The sequence below is a fragment of the Pseudogracilibacillus sp. SO30301A genome (assembly GCF_037072025.1).
Taxonomy (GTDB): domain Bacteria; phylum Bacillota; class Bacilli; order Bacillales; family Amphibacillaceae; genus Pseudogracilibacillus.
In genome coordinates this window covers 192,038-209,126 of record NZ_JAXHDD010000002.1, presented here as the reverse complement: position 1 = coordinate 209,126, position 17,089 = coordinate 192,038, and the positions used below count along the sequence as shown (strand labels likewise).

The window sequence follows — 17,089 nt, the reverse complement described above, 5'->3', positions numbered from 1 at the left end:
ATATATTTTCCTAGTACTATAAGGCAATTTCTGTAAACGTGATCTTGGTTAATTTCTTATTATTTCAATGGTTAGTACTTTACAGATAAAATGGGAGGCAGTCATCTGATATGACCCCTTCCCTACAATTTATCGATCTCTAGGAATCTCAAACATGACTGTTGTTCCATGACCCAATTCACTTTCAATTACTAACGCTTTACCATAGAGCTTTTTTAACCTGCGATTCGTATTTGCAACACCGACACCTACCACCTTGCTTGGATGTTCATTGAGAATCTGCTTTATTTTCTCTTGTTCCATTCCTACCCCATCATCAGTAACTGCTATCCGATAATGTTTCTTAAGACTCGTAACCTTTATACCAATCGTTCCTCCATCAATTCGCTTCAGCACACCATGCTCGACTGCATTTTCTACTAAAGGCTGAATAGACAGCGGAGGAATTTTAAAATCAAGATTATCTTTTATATCCCACTCAATCTTCAGCCTTTCTCCAAAACGTTCTTTCTCAATATACAAATAGGAACGAGTCAAATCTAACTCATCTTCAATTAAAACAAGTGATTCTGTATTATGTACGTCAAAACTTCTTCGTAAGTAATTTCCAAATTCCACAAGCAATTTTAACATTCTTGATGTGTCAATTACGCCAAGGGAAGCGATTGTGTTTAATGTATTAAACAAGAAATGTGGTTGGATTTGTGCTTGGAGCCAAGCTGCTTCCATTCTCAATTGTTGCTTAATTGACTGTCGTAATTCAGTTAGAGCTCTTACACGTGCCTGTAATTCGAGTGCGTCCATTGGTTTCGTTACATAATCGTTGGCACCTGCGACAAATCCACTGTGTATGTCTTCCTCTTGACTTCTTGCCGTCAGCAATAAAATAGGCAATTCTGAAATGGTAAATTGTTTACGAATTTTTTCCGTCAATTCATAACCTGACATATTTGGCATCATTACATCTGCAATAACCAGATCCCATTCCCCTGTGTCCAACATTTTTAATGCTTCTTCCCCACCTAATACTGTCACTACCTCATATTCTTCGGCAAGCAAGCTTCTTACTATTTTCAAATTAACAGAGTCATCGTCAACAGCTAGTATCCTTGCTTTTGTACTAGTTGTGTCAAAAATTGGTTTAGGAAAATCTAGTAACTTAGCATCTTCACCTTCATAAGAGGCAGCAACTTCTAGTTCACTATCTACTTTTTCAGATTTGTCCTTAGCTAAAGGTATCGTAAAACGGAAGACAGACCCTTTACCTAAAGTTGAGTCTACAGAAATTGTCCCTCCATGTAATTCAACCAATTGTTTACAAATATGAAGACCTAAGCCAATGCCCCCCTCAATCGCGGTAGTATTCTTCTTTTCCTGTTCATACGGCTGAAAAATGGATGCTTGGATTTGCTCGCTAATTCCAATTCCCGTATCGGAAATTGTCACTGTTGCAAACAACCCCTTATATGTTGCATCTATCGTTATTTTTCCTTCATTTGTATACTTAACCGCGTTGTGAAGGAGGTTAAACAATATTTGAATTAACCGATTCTGATCAGCATAAATATCTGGAAACGTGTCTGTAATTTTCAACTCAATATCTAATCTTTTATTTTCCGTCATAAAACGTATCATATCTAAAACGCCTGAGGTAACAGTGTGAAGATTTACTGGTCGTCTCTTGAGTTTTATCTGCTTATCTTGCAATCTTGAAATATCGAGGAGATCATTTAGTGTAAACGACATCTGCCGACCCACTTGAATAAGCAATTTCAAATTATTTTTATTATCCGTAGTTAATGAATCCTTCTGATGATTTAATATCGTTTGAGCGATATTGATAATTCCGTGAAGTGGGTTCCGTAATTCATGGGATGTATTGGCTAGAAATTGATTTTTGGCCTTATCCGCCCGTTCAAGTTCTTTTGTTTGTTTCTTATTTAATTGGACGATACTTATCTGACGTTTAAAGAGAAATCCAGCAAAAGCCATGATAGCTAGCAAGTAATCAATCGGATAATATGGTATATCGATTAGCCCTATATTGAGAGCTACTCCCCACAACACATTAAACAAATTAATGACATTAGCAATCAATATAAACATAGCATCAGAATTGCCTTTTTTAATGATCCCTAGAATTATAATAAACATAAACGTATAAGAAATTACGTTTGTAAGCATAATGCCATAACCAACAAATAGGATGTATGAAGATGGAATAATGAATAGTGCTAGAATTAAGAGGCTATATGTTTCAAATAATACTCTGAAAAAAACATGTCTTAATTTAAACACATATTTTATGAATTTGAGAATAAAAAACACGGTACCTGCGAATGACAAATAGATTAGTTTAAGCGACCATTCTGCATTGATAGGAAACCAATTTAATAGTATTTTATCCTCGTCAACGATGATAGAAAAAGCAGCAAAAATGAGTAAAAGTCCGAAATAAATAAGTTCTTTATGATATACGCTTCTACCCATCATATATAAGCTAAAAGCATATGCACTATGTACGAGTAATATTAAGACAACCATTAATTGCGTTATGGTTGTAAAGCTTATTTCTCTGTCTATAGCATTCCCTAGCCCAAATTTAACAGTGTTTGAAATACCGCCTTCAAACGCCTTTTCAAAGTTTGCTACATGTACAACTAGTTCTATCTCGTCGTTCGCCGTATGGAAATAGCCCTTAGAAATTCCTAGCTTACTCTTGTATTGATGAATAGTATCGGAAGGTCGACCCGTTTCAGTTACTAATTGCCCGTTTACATATACGCTAGCCGCTGACTCAATATCCTTAAAGATTAACCCATAATTTTTCTGTTCACTTTCGTTATCAGTTGTTGGCAAAAGTACTTTTAATCGATAGGTACCGTAGTTTATTTCCTTATACGGATTCTTCCAATGCCCTGGTATAGTCGTAAAACCACTTGCAACATTTTTTTCTAAGCCAAAATTTATAAATTCTCCCGGATAAAACTCCCATTCTCCATCAAGCGTTATTGTTTCCTTATCCGTAAAATTCCAGTGACTTAAATCAATTACACCCTCTTCAGCATGAGGGTGATCGGGAGTTTTATGGTAAAAAATCCACCCAATACGAAAACTTGTTAACACGAGCAGAAATATACTTATCAAAAGAAATACTTTTTTATAGGACATCCCGTTACTAGCACGCATCGTTTTCAACCCTTTATACTCTCACTTTTAATTATTACATCAATTATCGTTGGTGGCACCTACTTTTACAAGATTAATTTTCTATCTGCAAGTTTTATTATTCCAATTGGTATTAGTGGTTGCCTTGAAAATGATTAGAAATATTAAAAATCGATGATTTAACCATAATCTAAATCGCCCAAAATGTAATCGTTTTCAAAATAATGAACAATTAGTTTTTTATATAAGTTTTGTTCATTATATTCACAATTAGCAATATTTTTAGTTGACATTAAGTACGAAGCATGTATAATAAATAGTAATTTCATAATGAGTATCTCTTATCAAGAGCGACGGAGGGAATAGGCCCGATGAAGTCCAGCAACCATAAAAGCTTATTGTTAGCTTTTAAAGGTGCCAAATCCTACAGACGATTGTCTGGAAGATAAGAGGAGGAAACGACTATTAATACAACACCCTCTTCTATTCTTTCTAGAAGAGGGTTTTCTAATTTTCCTTCTCTACATGCAAGACGTACATTGCTTCAAAATAAAAACGGGGGATATCATCCCTAAAAATTTAAGGAGGAATTTAGTTATGTCAGAATTTACATTTCAAAAGGACGATACCATTTTATTACATGGGGGGCAAGAACCTGATCCAGTTACAGGTTCACGTGCGGTACCAATTCATCAAACAACATCTTATGTTTTTCGCGATACAGAGCATGCTAAAAATTTATTTGGTCTTGCGGAAACGGGAAATATTTATACTCGAATTATGAATCCGACAACAGATGCGTTTGAACAGCGAGTTGCATTACTTGAAGATGGTACTGCTGCGGTTGCCACAGCTTCAGGAATGGCCGCCATTACGTATGCTATTTTAAACGTTGCTAGTGCTGGGGATGAAATTGTCGCCGATAGTAATTTGTATGGTGGTACATACAACCTATTTGTCCATACACTACCTCGTTTTGGAATTAATGTAAAGATTGTCGACGGTACAAATCCTGAAGCAATAAAAGCTGCAATAACGGACAAAACAAAAGCAATTTTTGGCGAAACAATTACGAACCCAAGTTTAAATGTTTTTGATATCGAAACGGTTGCTGACATTGCTCATGATCATGGTATTCCGTTAATAATTGATAATACTTTTGCACCAAAATTTGCTAAACCAATTCAATGGGGGGCGGATGTCGTCGTCCATTCCGCAACAAAATGGATTGGGGGACATGGAACGTCGATTGGAGGAGTTGTCGTTGATGGCGGACGCTTTAACTGGGATAATGAAAAGTTTCCAGGATTTACGGAAGCCGATGAAAGCTATGATGGACTCCGATTTGCAGATTTAGGTCCTGTTGCCTTTGCTCTTCGACTACGTGTTCAACTATTACGTGATACAGGGGCATCGATCAGTCCTCATAATGCATTTTTATTATTACAAGGTCTCGAAACATTACATGTACGTCTCGAACGTCATAGTGAAAATGCAATAAAAGTAGCAAAGTATTTACAAAGCCACCCAGCAGTTGAATGGGTAAATTTTCCGGGAATTGAAGATCACCCATCCCATGAGTTAGCAAATAAATATTTCTCTTCGGGATATGGATCGATTATTACATTTGGTATTAAAGGTGGACTTGAAGCTGGCAGAAAATTAATTGATAATATTGAGTTATGGTCACATGTAGCGAATGTTGGAGATGCAAAATCATTAATTATTCACCCAGCATCTACAACTCACCAACAACTCAGTCAAGAAGACTTAAAGAAAAGTGGCACACCAGAAGAATTAGTTCGTCTATCTATCGGAATTGAAGACATTGAAGATATAATCCAAACATTAGATAATGCTATTGCTAAAGCAACAGGAATTTCTACTATTGACACTACAGTAGAAGAAGCAATTAAATGGCTATTCTCATCACCTTTTGATCGCAGTGAAGGATTAAGACAAAAAACAATTGCTGTAAAAACTGAAATTGATCTACAAAAAGCGTTTAATTTGTCAAAACAAGGGTATAAAATTATCAACCTAGATGAAACTAATAAAGATGAAGTAATTGATGTAATTGTAACGGAACAACCGTTATCTGAAAATGAGCTTGATACTTACTCCAATCAAGGATTAAAAATTATTTGGAGCAGTAACTTTAAAGGCTTTGAAAATTTAAGCACTTCAGTTCAAGTAGTAAGTGGAAGAGATCTTATTGAAGAAGCTACACGTATTCGTGCGAACCGTCCTGAAGTAATAACTAATTAAGTAATTTATCACTCAATTGTTATATAACTAATCTCTTTCCGCCTTCCCCAAGGCGGTTTTTTCTTTTTAGTGCGTGTTCAAAAAGGAGGATAAAAAGAACCAAGAAGTTCGAGGCGGCGCAGCTCCCGTCAGCGGAATGTATGCATTTAGATACATGAGCAAAGATCTGGCACGCCGGAAAAGTGATCTTCTTTTCCAAGGAGTCGCTTCTAGCACGCAGAAAAAGTGCTTTCCTTTTTCAAGGAGCGGAGAAACAAGCATTCGTGCGAAATTCGCAGTGTCATTTTTACCAGACTTTTTGAACATCCTCTTTTATTAAATTTTAGTTTATTGGTAAATATTAAAGGTAAACTATGTTAATATACAATTTAAACATAAAACAATAATGTTTTATAATATATATATACTATCTAAACATTTAGGTGTGATTACTATTAAAAAGCTAATCATCATTATTATAGTCATAATTGCAGGACTCTTATTCTTCATATTTTCTAATAAAGAACAGACTCCTAATAAACCTATACAAGAAGTTATTAAGGAGAAAGTCGAAAACAAAGAGGAAGAAGTCGAAGTAGAAAAAAACGAGATTCCCGAAAATTCAGAAGAAGTTTCAGCTAAAGAAGATCCAGTTCGTGAGTTTTTTTCAGCTAAACTAAAAAAAGCAACTAAATTCTTTTTTTCACAGGAGGTTAAAGTTGTCACATTAGGTGACTCGTTAACAGAAGGTAGTGGGGATGAGACAAATAATGGCGGTTATGTCGGGATTTTAGACGATACGATTAATCAAGATAAACAGGTTGTAGAGTTTCAAAACTTTGCAAAAGGTGGAAGCAGAAGTGGACAATTACTAGATCGTTTACAGGATGATGATGTCGTTCAAGCGTTAGCAGATGCGGATATTGTTCTAATTACAATAGGTGCAAATGACATTATGCAAGTCTTTAAAGAAAACTTCACAAACTTAACATTGGAAAAATTTACATCTGAGCAAATACGTTATGAACATCGTTTAGAAGCTATTTTTTCTTCGATTCAAGAAATTAATGCAGAAGCAGATATTTACTTGATTGGATTTTACAACCCTTTTAAAAAACATTTTGCCGATATAGAGGAATTAGATCTTATAGTAAATAGTTGGAATCAAATTGGGAATGATGTAACGAAAAAATTTAATCATGTTCATTACATCCCTATTAAGGATTTATTTGATAATGCTGAGACAAATTACTTTTCCGAAGATGATTTTCATCCAAACGCTCTCGGGTATCGAATGATGGCTGAGCGTATTCTACATTATGTTTTGAATGAAGGTGAGAGTGGTGAACAAACGAATGCAGAAGTTCAATAACAAGATTAACTGGAAGAGACGATTCATCATTCTCTGCGCCCTAAATGGGCTTGCCATTCTTTTTCTAGTATTCTATCTCTATTCCCCAATTCCTAAAACGGAGTTAGAACTTTCAAGTGAACGATATAAAATGGAGAATAGTTCCCAGTTTATCGTAAGAACGACAAAGCAAAACCTAAATAACTTAGTAAATGCGTATTTAGATAAATTGCTCGCAAATACGAATCATCAATACTCCATTAACTTAGATGATGATGTTCAGCTGTTTGGAGAGTTACCAATGTTTTCAACAACTGTTCCACTACTCATTAATTTGGAGCCAATCGTTCAGGAAAATGGTGATCTTATTCTAAAACAAAAGTCAATTTCTGTTGGACAATTGCAATTACCTAATAAAAAAATCATGCAATATGTCTCAAAATATTTGCCCGTACCGGATTGGGTTATCATCAATCCAAGAGAAGAAGAAATTTATGTAAAAGTAACGGAAATGGAGATTAAAAGTAATTTTAAAGTAGAAGTTGAACACTTTGATTTAGAAGCGAATAATATCGCTTTTAAAATCAATGTTCCATATAAAACATTAGGTATTGATGTAATTAAGGAAACAGGAATGGAAATCAAAGAAGAAAATGATACAGCACCACCAGGAAAGTAAAACATCCAGTTCAATAAAGAGCCGGATGTTTTATACTTGCTAAACAATCTGTTCAAGCGTCCGGTTAAGTCGAACTCATTCAGTTATTTTAAAACTTTCTTAATTATGTTAAGTCCATTTTTTATATTTGGGTATCTAACAGGGATATCAAATCGTGTCGTTTGTTTTAGGACGCTTTTTTTATGCGAAAAAGTGTCAAAGCTACTTTTTCCATGATACGCACCAATCCCACTATTACCTACTCCACCAAAGGGCAAATGTGGGGAAGCAACATGATAGATAGTATCATTTACACACCCTCCTCCAAAAGAAACGTTATTCAGTATTTTATCCTGAATACTCTTACTCTCAGAAAAAATATAGAATGCGAGTGGCTTTGGTTGTCGGTGAATTGCTTCCACCACGTCCGATAAATTATCGTATTCAAGAACTGGAAAAATAGGACCAAAGATCTCATCCTCCATAATTGGATCTTCCCATGAAATATTCGTAAGTATAGTTGGCTCAATAATTAGCTTTTCTGACTCCGTCTTTCCCCCTAAAAAAGTCTCCCCATTGTTCAAGTATGAACGTAGCCGGTCAAAATGACTTCTGTTTACGATTCGGGTAAAATTCGGATTTTCTAGAGGTTGTTTCCCGTACAATTCCGCAATTTCTTGTTTGAACTGAGCTAAAAATCTATCTTTAATGCTCTTGTGAAGATAAAGATAGTCTGGTGCAATACAAGTCTGACCGGCATTCGTAAATTTTCCCCAAGCAATTCGCTTGGCAGCCAATTTAATTTTTGCATCTTTATGAACGATGCAGGGACTTTTTCCGCCTAATTCTAGTGTAACTGGAGTTAATTTTTTTGCTGCTGCTTCCATAACGATTCTTCCTACCGCTACACTTCCGGTAAAAAAAATGTAATCAAACTTTTCATTAAGGAGCGCTTGGCTCGCCTCTACTCCACCTTGGACGACTGAAATATAATGCTCCGGAAATAATTCACTAATGAGTTCCTCTAACAATTCAGACGTCTTAGGCGTTAATTCTGACGGCTTGATCACAGCACAGTTTCCTGCAGCAATAGCTCCAATTAATGGACCTATTGCCAATTGAATAGGATAATTCCATGGGGCAATGATTAGTGCTGTACCGTATGGCTCAGAATAAACATAGCTAGTGGAACCAAAGTGGGTCTTGGGCGTTTTTACTTTTTTCGGCTTTGCCCATGAGCGCAGATTATTGATAGTAAATCGCAACTCTGCTAGCACAAAACCTATCTCGGTCGTATAAGCTTCAAAATCGGACTTATTCAAATCCTCCCTCAATGCCGCCATAAGCTCTTTTTCTTTAAATCTAATTGCGTCTCTTAACTTTTGCAGAGAAGTGATTCGGAAATTAATATCTTTTGTCTGTTCTGTTCGAAAAAACTCTTTTTGTTTGTTTACGAGCGAATGATATTTTTCCAATTATTACCCTCCTTTACATAAATTATGCCTTTATTTTTTCGAAAAGCAATGACATATCTTCTCTTAAAAGTATCTTTGGTACGGGATAAAGCGGATTGCCTTCTTGCAGAGCCCTGTTCACCATTACTGGAATATCACGATTGTCTATACCGTTTACTCTTCTCGGAATTTCCATCCTATCGTTCAGATCCCTTATTTCCTGGATAAATTTTTTTGCTTTTTGTTCGTTAGTATCAGTTGGCTTCGTAATTCTAACTAAATCAGCAAGCTTGGCTAATTGTGTGTGTACTGTTGCCCCATAATAATCAAGGACATGAGGAAGGATAATTGCATTAGCCAAGCCGTGGGGTATATTGTAAAATCCACCAAGCGTATGTGCAATTGCGTGCACATATCCAACATATGCACGTGTAAAGGCCATACCTGCCAAGTAGGCAGCTTTTTGCATGTTCTTTCGTGCTGTTATATTATGACCATTTGTATAAGCTTCATAGAGATTTTCAAAGATTAGCTTTATTGCTTCGATACTCCACTGCTTAGTCTCTTTCGTATTACTTTTACCGATAAAAGCCTCCACCGCATGTGTCAGAGCATCCATTCCCGTGGCAGCCGTAATATGTGGAGGAAGTTTTACAGTAAGTAAAGGGTCTAGCACTGCATAATGAGGAATGAGTGAAGTATCCATAAGTGGAAACTTTTCGTGCGTATTTGGGTTAGAACAAACCGCAGCTAGTGTTGCTTCAGCCCCAGTTCCTGCTGTTGTTGGAACTGCAAACAACGGTGGGAGCCTTTTCAAAATTTTTAATACACCCTCATTTGAGGAATGCTCTTATTTGGCTTAACAATACGTGCACCTGCAATTTTTGCACAGTCTATTGACGATCCTCCTCCAAAAGCTATAATTCCTTGGCAATTATTATCTTTATACAATTGTGCAGCCTCTTCAATGTTTGCAACCGGAGTATTCGGTACAGTTTTATCATAAACAACAAACTGAATGCCTTCTTTATGCAGTTCTTCTAAAAGGGCATCCATCAGCCCAATAGCTACAATACCCTCGTCAGTGATAATTAAAACGCTCTCAATTCTCTTATCTTTTATTAATTTAGGTAGTTTAATTAAACTATTTTCCCCTTCCAACAATTGCGGTTCACGCCAAGGAAGAACATAAGAAGCAATTTTCATTACACCTTGATAACTCCTACAGTATAACCTATACATCACTTTCCCCCATCTCTTTTTTAAAAGGTCAAATACTATAGAAAAAAAGAAGCTATGTATAGTTAGGCTCTAGTTGTAATTAGCGGCCATTTTTCTGACCTCATCTTCTACTTTTTCTACTAAATCTTCCGGGGATACCACTTGAGCTCGATGTCCCCATTTTAAAATCCAACTTAATAATCCATCAGAAAGCTTGGCCTTCGTTTTTAAAATAAAATGATTTTCGCCATCTGGTATCACATCTACTTCCATTCCAAAACGATCAAAAATAGCGTTGATTAAACTTCTATCAAATCTAATTTCCATCCTTACTTCTTCTCCGCTATACATATGAAACGTATTATCTACATATTGCTGTAACGCGAACGCTTTATCTTTTATAAACGATTCATCTAAAATTTCAATTTCTCGAATTCGGTCGAGTCGGTAATGACGAATTTCCTCTGTCTCTTGGAATTTACCAATCAAATAATATAAATCATTTTGCCAAATTAGTGCATATGGTTCAACAAAGTACAGCTCACCATTTCGTCTAAATTCAAATTCCTTATGCACATTAAAATCACCATATTTGTATGTAACTACACGCTTACCCGTGATTGCATGATGCAAGCGATCAATATTCAACTTAATTCGATCATAATCCAAGTTCACCGTTTGACTAAATAAAATAGGCTCAGGTAGTGTTTTTCTAATATGTATGCTCGTCAATTCTTTTAATTTATCAATTAACGTATTCTTTTCTTTTGGGGTAATAAATCGAGCTGAAAGAATTGCATCGACTAATAAACGTAGCTGATACGTCTCAAACAGTTTTACTTGATGACTGTAGAAAACCTTTCCAAATCTACGTCTATTCCTAACAATATCAAAATCCATTTCTTGCAATGCCTCGATATCATTTCTTATTGTCCGATGATCGATACTATTTACACCCATGACTTGGATTAGACGTTCTTCAATTTCATAAATATCAAATTCATGTTGCTCATCTGTTTCATTAAACAAAAGTTGTTTTAATTGTAGCAGGCGATAATTATTACTCTGTTTCATGGAGACCTCCTAAAATAATTATTACATCTTATTATAACAGCTTTTATTAAGGTGGAGAAATATTGACGAATAGATAATAATCACTTAAGCTTACTTAGAGTGCTATTTATACGGAGGAAAAAGTTATGATAAATGTTACAAATGTTAGCTTGCGATTTGGAGATAAAAAGTTATTTGAAGACGTTAATATACAGTTTAATAATGGTAATTGTTATGGTGTAATTGGAGCGAACGGTGCCGGAAAGTCTACCTTTCTAAAAGTACTATCTGGTGAAATTGAACCCCAACAAGGAGATGTTTCAATTGCGACCGATAAACGAATCGCTGTTTTAAAACAGGATCATTTTGCATATGAAGATGAACAAGTCTTAGAAACAGTGTTAATGGGGCATGAAAGACTATTTGAAGTGATGAAAGAAAAGGACGAAATTTATTTAAAGGCAGAATTTACAGAAGAAGACGGCATTAAAGCTGCCGAACTTGAGGGGGAATTTGCTGAATTAAATGGATGGGAAGCACATTCTAATGCTGCTATTCTATTAACCGGTTTAGGGATTGACGAATCATTACATGAGTTAAAGATGTCTGATTTGCAAAATGACCAAAAAGTAAAAGTTTTACTTGCACAAGCACTTTTTGGAAATCCAGATGTTCTTCTATTAGATGAGCCGACTAACGGTCTAGACATCCAAGCAATACACTGGTTAGAAGACTTCTTACTTCATTTTGAAAATACAGTCATCGTCGTTTCACACGATCGTCATTTTTTAAACAAGGTTTGCACGCATATCGCCGATGTTGACTTTGGCAAAATAGAAATTTATATTGGAAACTATGATTTTTGGTATGAATCTAGCCAACTTGCAGCCAAAATGGCAAAAGAAGAAAATAAGAAAAAAGAAGAAAAGATTAAAGACTTACAAGCATTTATCGCACGTTTTAGCGCCAATGCTTCTAAATCAAAACAAGCAACGTCTCGTCGGAAGTTATTGGAGAGCATTACATTAGATGATATAAAACCATCTTCTCGCCGTTATCCATATGTTGCCTTTACACCAGAAAGAGAAATTGGAAATGATCTTTTGCGTGTAGAAGGTTTAACGAAAACGATAAATGGCCAAAAAGTGCTTGATAACGTAAGTTTCACTATTAATCGAAACGAAAAGGTCGCATTTATAGGAAAAGATGACCTAGCTAAAACGACGCTATTCCAAATTTTAATGGGAGAAATCGAACCAGATAGTGGAGAATACCATTGGGGTGTTACTACTTCTCAAGCATATTTTCCAAAAGATAACTCCATGTTCTTTGAAAATAGTGACTTAACATTAGTTGATTGGCTCAGACAATTTTCACCTGAAGATCAAACAGAAACGTTTTTACGAAGCTTTTTAGGTAGAATGCTATTTTCGGGGGAAGAGGCATTAAAGAAAGCAAATGTCTTATCTGGTGGTGAGAAAGTCCGTTGTATGTTGTCGAAAATGATGTTATCGAAAGCGAATGTACTGATTTTTGATGAACCGACAAGTCACCTAGATTTAGAGTCCATTACCGCTGTAAACAATGGGCTAATCAAATTTAAAGGATCTATCCTGTTTACTTCTAGTGACCATCAGTTTGTAAATAGTATTGCAAACCGCTTAATCGAAATAACACCTACAGGGATTGTCGATAAAATAATGAGTTACGATGAGTATGTACGAGACCAACACTTACAAAAAGAAATCGCAAAAATGTATGCTTAATTGGGTTGCATTAGCGACCGTTCGTGGTTAAAAGACATTTTTCGTGGATAAAACTGAATTCCCGTGGTTATTTCGCATTTTTCGTGGTTAAACCCAGTTCTTCGTGGTTAAACCCGGATCTTCGTGGTTAAATCCAGATCTTCCTTCTTGATTAAATCGCAAAGTTAGCTGGTTAACGACCGTTCGCGTGACTTTAAAACTTAAAAGGAAAGTACCGGTTAATGGTACTTTCCTTTTTGATTACTTATTCTTAAACTCATCTTTATAACGTTTATCAAACATATGACAGGCTACCCAATGGTCTATTTTATGTTCTTGGAAGATCGGTCTTTCCTTAGCGCAAACATCTGTTGCAAATGGGCATCTTGTTCTAAATACACAGCCACTTGGTGGATTAATCGGACTTGGTAATTCCCCTTTTACTTCAATCCGTTCTCTCGTTCTTTCCAGATTTGGATCAGGAATAGGGACAGCACTTAAAAGGACACGTGTATACGGATGAAGTGGATTTTCATATAGTTCTTCACTCGTTGCAATTTCGGCCATATTCCCCAAATACATTACTCCAACGCGGTCACTAATGTGACGAACCATTGATAAATCGTGTGCAATGAATAAATAGGTGAGACCTTGCTCTTTTTGTAATCTTTTCATCAAGTTAACTACTTGCGCTTGAATCGATACGTCCAGAGCTGATATCGGTTCATCAGCTACGATAAACTCTGGATTTACTGCAAGTGCTCGAGCGATCCCGATTCGTTGTCTTTGCCCACCACTAAATTCATGTGGATAACGATTTCCGTGTTCTTTATTAAGTCCCACTGTCTCCAGCAACTCATTAACACGTTCCACTCGTTCTTTTTTTGATTTAGTTAGTCCATGTATATCTAGACCTTCAGCAATAATATCCGTAATCGTCATTCGTGGATTTAATGATGCATATGGGTCTTGGAAAATCATCTGCATATTCTGGTTAAATTGCTTCAACTCTTGGTTCGATTTTTTCCCATGTACATTTTCGCCTTTAAAAAATACTTCCCCATCAGTTGCATCATAAAGACGCATAATCGTTCTTCCCGCAGTAGATTTACCGCATCCAGACTCACCAACAAGCCCAAATGTTTCGCCTTTGTAAATATCAAAATTTAATCCATCTACTGCTTTTAGTGTATTATTACGATCAATTTTAAAATGCTTGCGTAAATCTCTAATTTCGACTAATTTATCTTTAAAATTACTCATTTTTCTTGTCCTCCTCCTACAATTACACTTTCTGGAGGTTCCACTTTTGGTGCTCGTTCATCAAGTGACCAGCAAGCAGACTTTTGCGTAGTTGATGATTCAAAATATGGTGGCATGTGCTGATCACATACTTTCATAGCATACGGACAGCGAGCAGCAAAAGGACATCCTTTTGGAGGATCTTTTAAATCAGGTGGTGAACCGGGTATGGATTGTAATTCTTCATTCTCATCATTTAATTTCGGCATGGATCCAAGAAGCCCCCACGTGTAAGGGTGTTTCGGTTGATAAAAAATTTCATCTACCGTCCCTGTTTCAACAACCTTTCCACCATACATCACCGCTACACGGTTTGCAGCGTTAGCAACGACACCTAGGTCGTGAGTAATTAAAATAATGGCGGTATTTGTCTCTTTTTGGATTTCTCGTAATAATTCTAATATTTGTGCTTGTATCGTCACATCGAGTGCGGTAGTCGGTTCGTCTGCGATTAACACTTTAGGATTACAAGACAAAGCAATTGCGATCATTGCACGTTGTCTCATCCCACCAGAAAATTCATGCGGATATTGATTAATACGTGTTTCGGGATTCGGAATTCCGACAAGCTTTAATAATTCAATTCCCTTGGCATGAGCTTCTTTTTTTGACATGTTTTGATGTTTTATTAATCCCTCTGTGATTTGCCTTCCTATTCTCATTGTCGGATTTAGTGAAGTCATTGGATCCTGGAAAATCATTCCGATCTCTTTTCCGCGGATTTGCTCCATTTGCGATTCAGACTTTTGCACTAAATCCTCACCGCCTAATAAGACTGACCCTGATTTGAATTCTCCGGGAGGCATTGCAATGAGACGCATAATTGACTGTACAGTAACACTCTTTCCTGAACCTGACTCACCGACAATTGCAAGCGTTTCCCCTTCATACAAATCAAAATTTACATCTCGAACAGCTTGCACTTCACCACCGTATGTTTTAAATGAAACGGAAAGATCCTTCACTTCTAATATTTTTTTCATTATATTCCCTCCCGATTAACGGCGATCTTTCGGATCAAGTGCATCTCTCAACCCATCTCCAACAATATTAAAGGCTAACATTGTCAAACTAATAAAAAATGCTGGGAAAAATAATTGGAATGGATAGTATCTTAATGCTTGCAACGCATCAGATGCCATTGTACCCCAACTCGCAAGAGGTGCAGGTACACCTAATCCAAGGAAACTTAAGAAAGCCTCTGTAAATATTGCTGTTGGTACTGTTAATGTTAACGTAACAAGAATTGGTCCCATTGTATTTGGTATTAAATGTTTCGCCATTATTCTAAAACTGCTTGCTCCAAGTGATTTAGAAGCCATAACATATTCGGAAGTCTTGAGCCTCATAACTTCCCCTCGAACAATTCTAGCCATATTAATCCATCCGGTAATCGTCATGGCAATAATTAATGTCCATAATCCTTGAGGCATGATCACCATTAATAAAATAACAACTAATAAATACGGTACACCAGATAATATATCAGCAATTCGCATCATATATTCATCAACTCTACCACCTAAATACCCCGAAACGGATCCCCAAATGATTCCAATGATTAGGTCGATAAATGCAGCTGATAATCCAATAAATAAAGAAATTTTTGCCCCGTACCATGTTCTTGCAAATAAATCTCGTCCTAAATTATCTGTTCCAAACCAATGTTCCGCTGATGGTGATTGGTTTGAACTAATTAAATCGTTATCATAGTAGTTGTGTCCCGAAATCGGACCGCCAATAAATGACATAATCCCTATGAGAACAATTACGAGAACTCCAGCAATGGCTAATTTATTTTGTTTAAAGCGGCGCCAAGCATCTTTCCAAAAGGAAGTACTTTCACCCGCTATTTTTTCAGCTTCAGATTGTGTATATTCTATTGGTTCAAAATCAGTATCTTTTAATTGTACTTGTGACATTAACGATCCCCCTCATTTCCTGTTATTTTGATACGAGGATCAATAAATCCATAAATAATATCAACGATTAAAATGGAAACTAACAATAATATACTAAAAAAGACCGTTGTTCCCATTATGACGGTATAATCTCGGTTCGTTACACTTTCAACGAATTCATTACCTAAACCAGGTATAGCAAATATAGTTTCTATAATAAAACTTCCTGTTAAAATCGAGACGACTAATGGCCCCAAATAAGAAACAACTGGTAAAATAGCATTTCTAATTCCGTGTCTATAAATAGTAATGCGATTACTTAACCCTTTCGCTTTAGCAGTTTTAATATAATCAGAGTTTAATACTTCTAACATGCTTGAGCGCATAAGCCGGGCGATAAATGCAAGCGGGGTAGCTGCCAAAGCTATTGCAGGTAAGACAGAGTGGGCAAAAGAATCAAATTTTGCAATCGGAAACAAGCCTAGCTTAAAAGCAAATACATATTGTAAAACTGCTGCTAAGATAAAGCTCGGTACTGAAATTCCTAAAACTGCTATGATCATTGCGGTATAGTCTGCAAACTTGTTATGATATAAAGCAGCAATTACTCCTAAAAACACCCCAACTGATAACGCGAGAATTATAGATTCAATCCCCAGGATTAACGAATATTTAAAACTACGATTAATAATGTCATTTACACTTTGTCCAACATTATTAAAAGACGGTCCAAAGTCCCATTTTGCAATACGAGTTAGATAATCAACGTATTGTACATGGATCGGATCATTTAATCCATAGGCTTCATTCATTTGTTCTTCTAATTTGGGTGGGAGTTTTCGTTCCGACGTAAAAGGACCACCTGGAGCTAACTTCATAAGAAAAAAAGTAATGGTAACGATAAAAAATAAGGATAATAGAATATAACCAATTCTTTTTAATAAATATTTCAGCACGTGTTCACACCCCCAAGAAATAGTGTAAAATAA

11 protein-coding genes, 1 pseudogene and 1 riboswitch are annotated in these 17,089 nt (G+C 36.1%); of the genes and pseudogenes, 4 read left to right on the top strand and 8 right to left on the bottom strand.

What is annotated here, in order from left to right:
- Positions 1 to 129: 129 nt before the first annotated feature.
- Entirely contained in the window at positions 130 to 3,189 is a 3,060-nt protein-coding gene (locus SPD89_RS02700) for a hybrid sensor histidine kinase/response regulator (protein WP_336260427.1), read from the bottom strand.
- Positions 3,190 to 3,506: 317 nt separating this feature from the next.
- Positions 3,507 to 3,620: riboswitch (SAM riboswitch) on the top strand.
- 145 nt (positions 3,621 to 3,765) lie between these two features.
- Here SPD89_RS02700 and SPD89_RS02695 point away from each other — a divergent pair.
- The 3 genes from SPD89_RS02695 to SPD89_RS02685 all read left to right on the top strand — a co-directional run bounded on the left by SPD89_RS02695 (position 3,766) and on the right by SPD89_RS02685 (position 7,445).
- Positions 3,766 to 5,436: an O-acetylhomoserine aminocarboxypropyltransferase/cysteine synthase family protein gene (locus tag SPD89_RS02695; protein WP_336260416.1), complete on the top strand. Its 1,671-nt coding sequence runs from the start codon at positions 3,766 to 3,768 to the stop codon at positions 5,434 to 5,436.
- Positions 5,437 to 5,821: 385 nt separating this feature from the next.
- The gene (locus tag SPD89_RS02690) at positions 5,822 to 6,787 is read left to right on the top strand and encodes an SGNH/GDSL hydrolase family protein (protein WP_336260415.1); all 966 of its coding nucleotides are present in this window, start codon (positions 5,822 to 5,824) and stop codon (positions 6,785 to 6,787) included.
- Positions 6,771 to 7,445: a YpmS family protein gene (locus SPD89_RS02685; protein WP_336260414.1), complete on the top strand. Its 675-nt coding sequence runs from the start codon at positions 6,771 to 6,773 to the stop codon at positions 7,443 to 7,445. The genes SPD89_RS02690 and SPD89_RS02685 overlap by 17 nt, the downstream gene beginning before the upstream one ends.
- An 83-nt stretch (positions 7,446 to 7,528) precedes the next feature.
- On the opposite strand, the gene SPD89_RS02680 is transcribed toward SPD89_RS02685, so the two are convergent.
- The 3 genes and pseudogenes from SPD89_RS02680 to SPD89_RS02670 form a co-directional block, all read right to left on the bottom strand.
- Entirely contained in the window at positions 7,529 to 8,899 is a 1,371-nt protein-coding gene (locus tag SPD89_RS02680) for an aldehyde dehydrogenase (protein WP_336260413.1), read from the bottom strand.
- Positions 8,900 to 8,921: 22 nt separating this feature from the next.
- Positions 8,922 to 10,120: pseudogene (locus SPD89_RS02675) on the bottom strand (iron-containing alcohol dehydrogenase).
- Positions 10,121 to 10,189: 69 nt separating this feature from the next.
- Positions 10,190 to 11,173 carry a helix-turn-helix transcriptional regulator gene (locus SPD89_RS02670; RefSeq protein WP_336260412.1) on the bottom strand — a complete coding sequence of 328 codons (984 nt, stop codon included), beginning with the start codon at positions 11,171 to 11,173 and terminating at the stop codon, positions 10,190 to 10,192.
- A gap of 125 nt (positions 11,174 to 11,298) precedes the next feature.
- Between SPD89_RS02670 and SPD89_RS02665 the strand changes: the two genes are divergently transcribed.
- Positions 11,299 to 12,918, top strand: coding sequence for an ABC-F family ATP-binding cassette domain-containing protein (locus SPD89_RS02665; protein WP_336260411.1), 1,620 nt, complete (start codon positions 11,299 to 11,301; stop codon positions 12,916 to 12,918).
- Between the two features lie 240 nt (positions 12,919 to 13,158).
- Here the strand turns inward: SPD89_RS02665 and SPD89_RS02660 are convergent, their stop codons facing one another.
- From SPD89_RS02660 to SPD89_RS02645, 4 genes are read right to left on the bottom strand one after another with little or no spacing between them, the layout of a single operon-like run.
- On the bottom strand, positions 13,159 to 14,160 hold the full coding sequence (locus SPD89_RS02660) for an ABC transporter ATP-binding protein (protein WP_336260410.1): 1,002 nt from the start codon (positions 14,158 to 14,160) through the stop codon (positions 13,159 to 13,161).
- Positions 14,157 to 15,182 (bottom strand): ABC transporter ATP-binding protein, encoded by a 1,026-nt coding sequence (locus SPD89_RS02655; protein ID WP_336260409.1) that lies wholly within the window; start codon positions 15,180 to 15,182, stop codon positions 14,157 to 14,159. The genes SPD89_RS02660 and SPD89_RS02655 overlap by 4 nt, the downstream gene beginning before the upstream one ends.
- A gap of 15 nt (positions 15,183 to 15,197) precedes the next feature.
- Positions 15,198 to 16,121, bottom strand: coding sequence for an ABC transporter permease (locus SPD89_RS02650; protein ID WP_336260408.1), 924 nt, complete (start codon positions 16,119 to 16,121; stop codon positions 15,198 to 15,200).
- Positions 16,121 to 17,056 carry an ABC transporter permease gene (locus SPD89_RS02645; RefSeq protein WP_336260407.1) on the bottom strand — a complete coding sequence of 312 codons (936 nt, stop codon included), beginning with the start codon at positions 17,054 to 17,056 and terminating at the stop codon, positions 16,121 to 16,123. Before SPD89_RS02645 ends, SPD89_RS02650 begins: the two co-directional genes overlap by 1 nt.
- Between the last annotated feature and the right edge of the window lie 33 nt (positions 17,057 to 17,089).

What these genes read in the sequence shown, in the direction of transcription:
- SPD89_RS02700 (WP_336260427.1), bottom strand. Translation starts at nt 3,189, where the DNA reads ATGCGTGCTAGTAACGGGATGTCCTATAAAAAAGTATTTCTTTTGATA.
- SPD89_RS02695 (WP_336260416.1), top strand. Translation starts at nt 3,766, where the DNA reads ATGTCAGAATTTACATTTCAAAAGGACGATACCATTTTATTACATGGG.
- SPD89_RS02690 (WP_336260415.1), top strand. Translation starts at nt 5,822, where the DNA reads ATGTTTTATAATATATATATACTATCTAAACATTTAGGTGTGATTACT.
- SPD89_RS02685 (WP_336260414.1), top strand. Translation starts at nt 6,771, where the DNA reads ATGCAGAAGTTCAATAACAAGATTAACTGGAAGAGACGATTCATCATT.
- SPD89_RS02670 (WP_336260412.1), bottom strand. Translation starts at nt 11,173, where the DNA reads ATGAAACAGAGTAATAATTATCGCCTGCTACAATTAAAACAACTTTTG.
- SPD89_RS02665 (WP_336260411.1), top strand. Translation starts at nt 11,299, where the DNA reads ATGATAAATGTTACAAATGTTAGCTTGCGATTTGGAGATAAAAAGTTA.
- SPD89_RS02660 (WP_336260410.1), bottom strand. Translation starts at nt 14,160, where the DNA reads ATGAGTAATTTTAAAGATAAATTAGTCGAAATTAGAGATTTACGCAAG.
- SPD89_RS02655 (WP_336260409.1), bottom strand. Translation starts at nt 15,182, where the DNA reads ATGAAAAAAATATTAGAAGTGAAGGATCTTTCCGTTTCATTTAAAACA.
- SPD89_RS02650 (WP_336260408.1), bottom strand. Translation starts at nt 16,121, where the DNA reads ATGTCACAAGTACAATTAAAAGATACTGATTTTGAACCAATAGAATAT.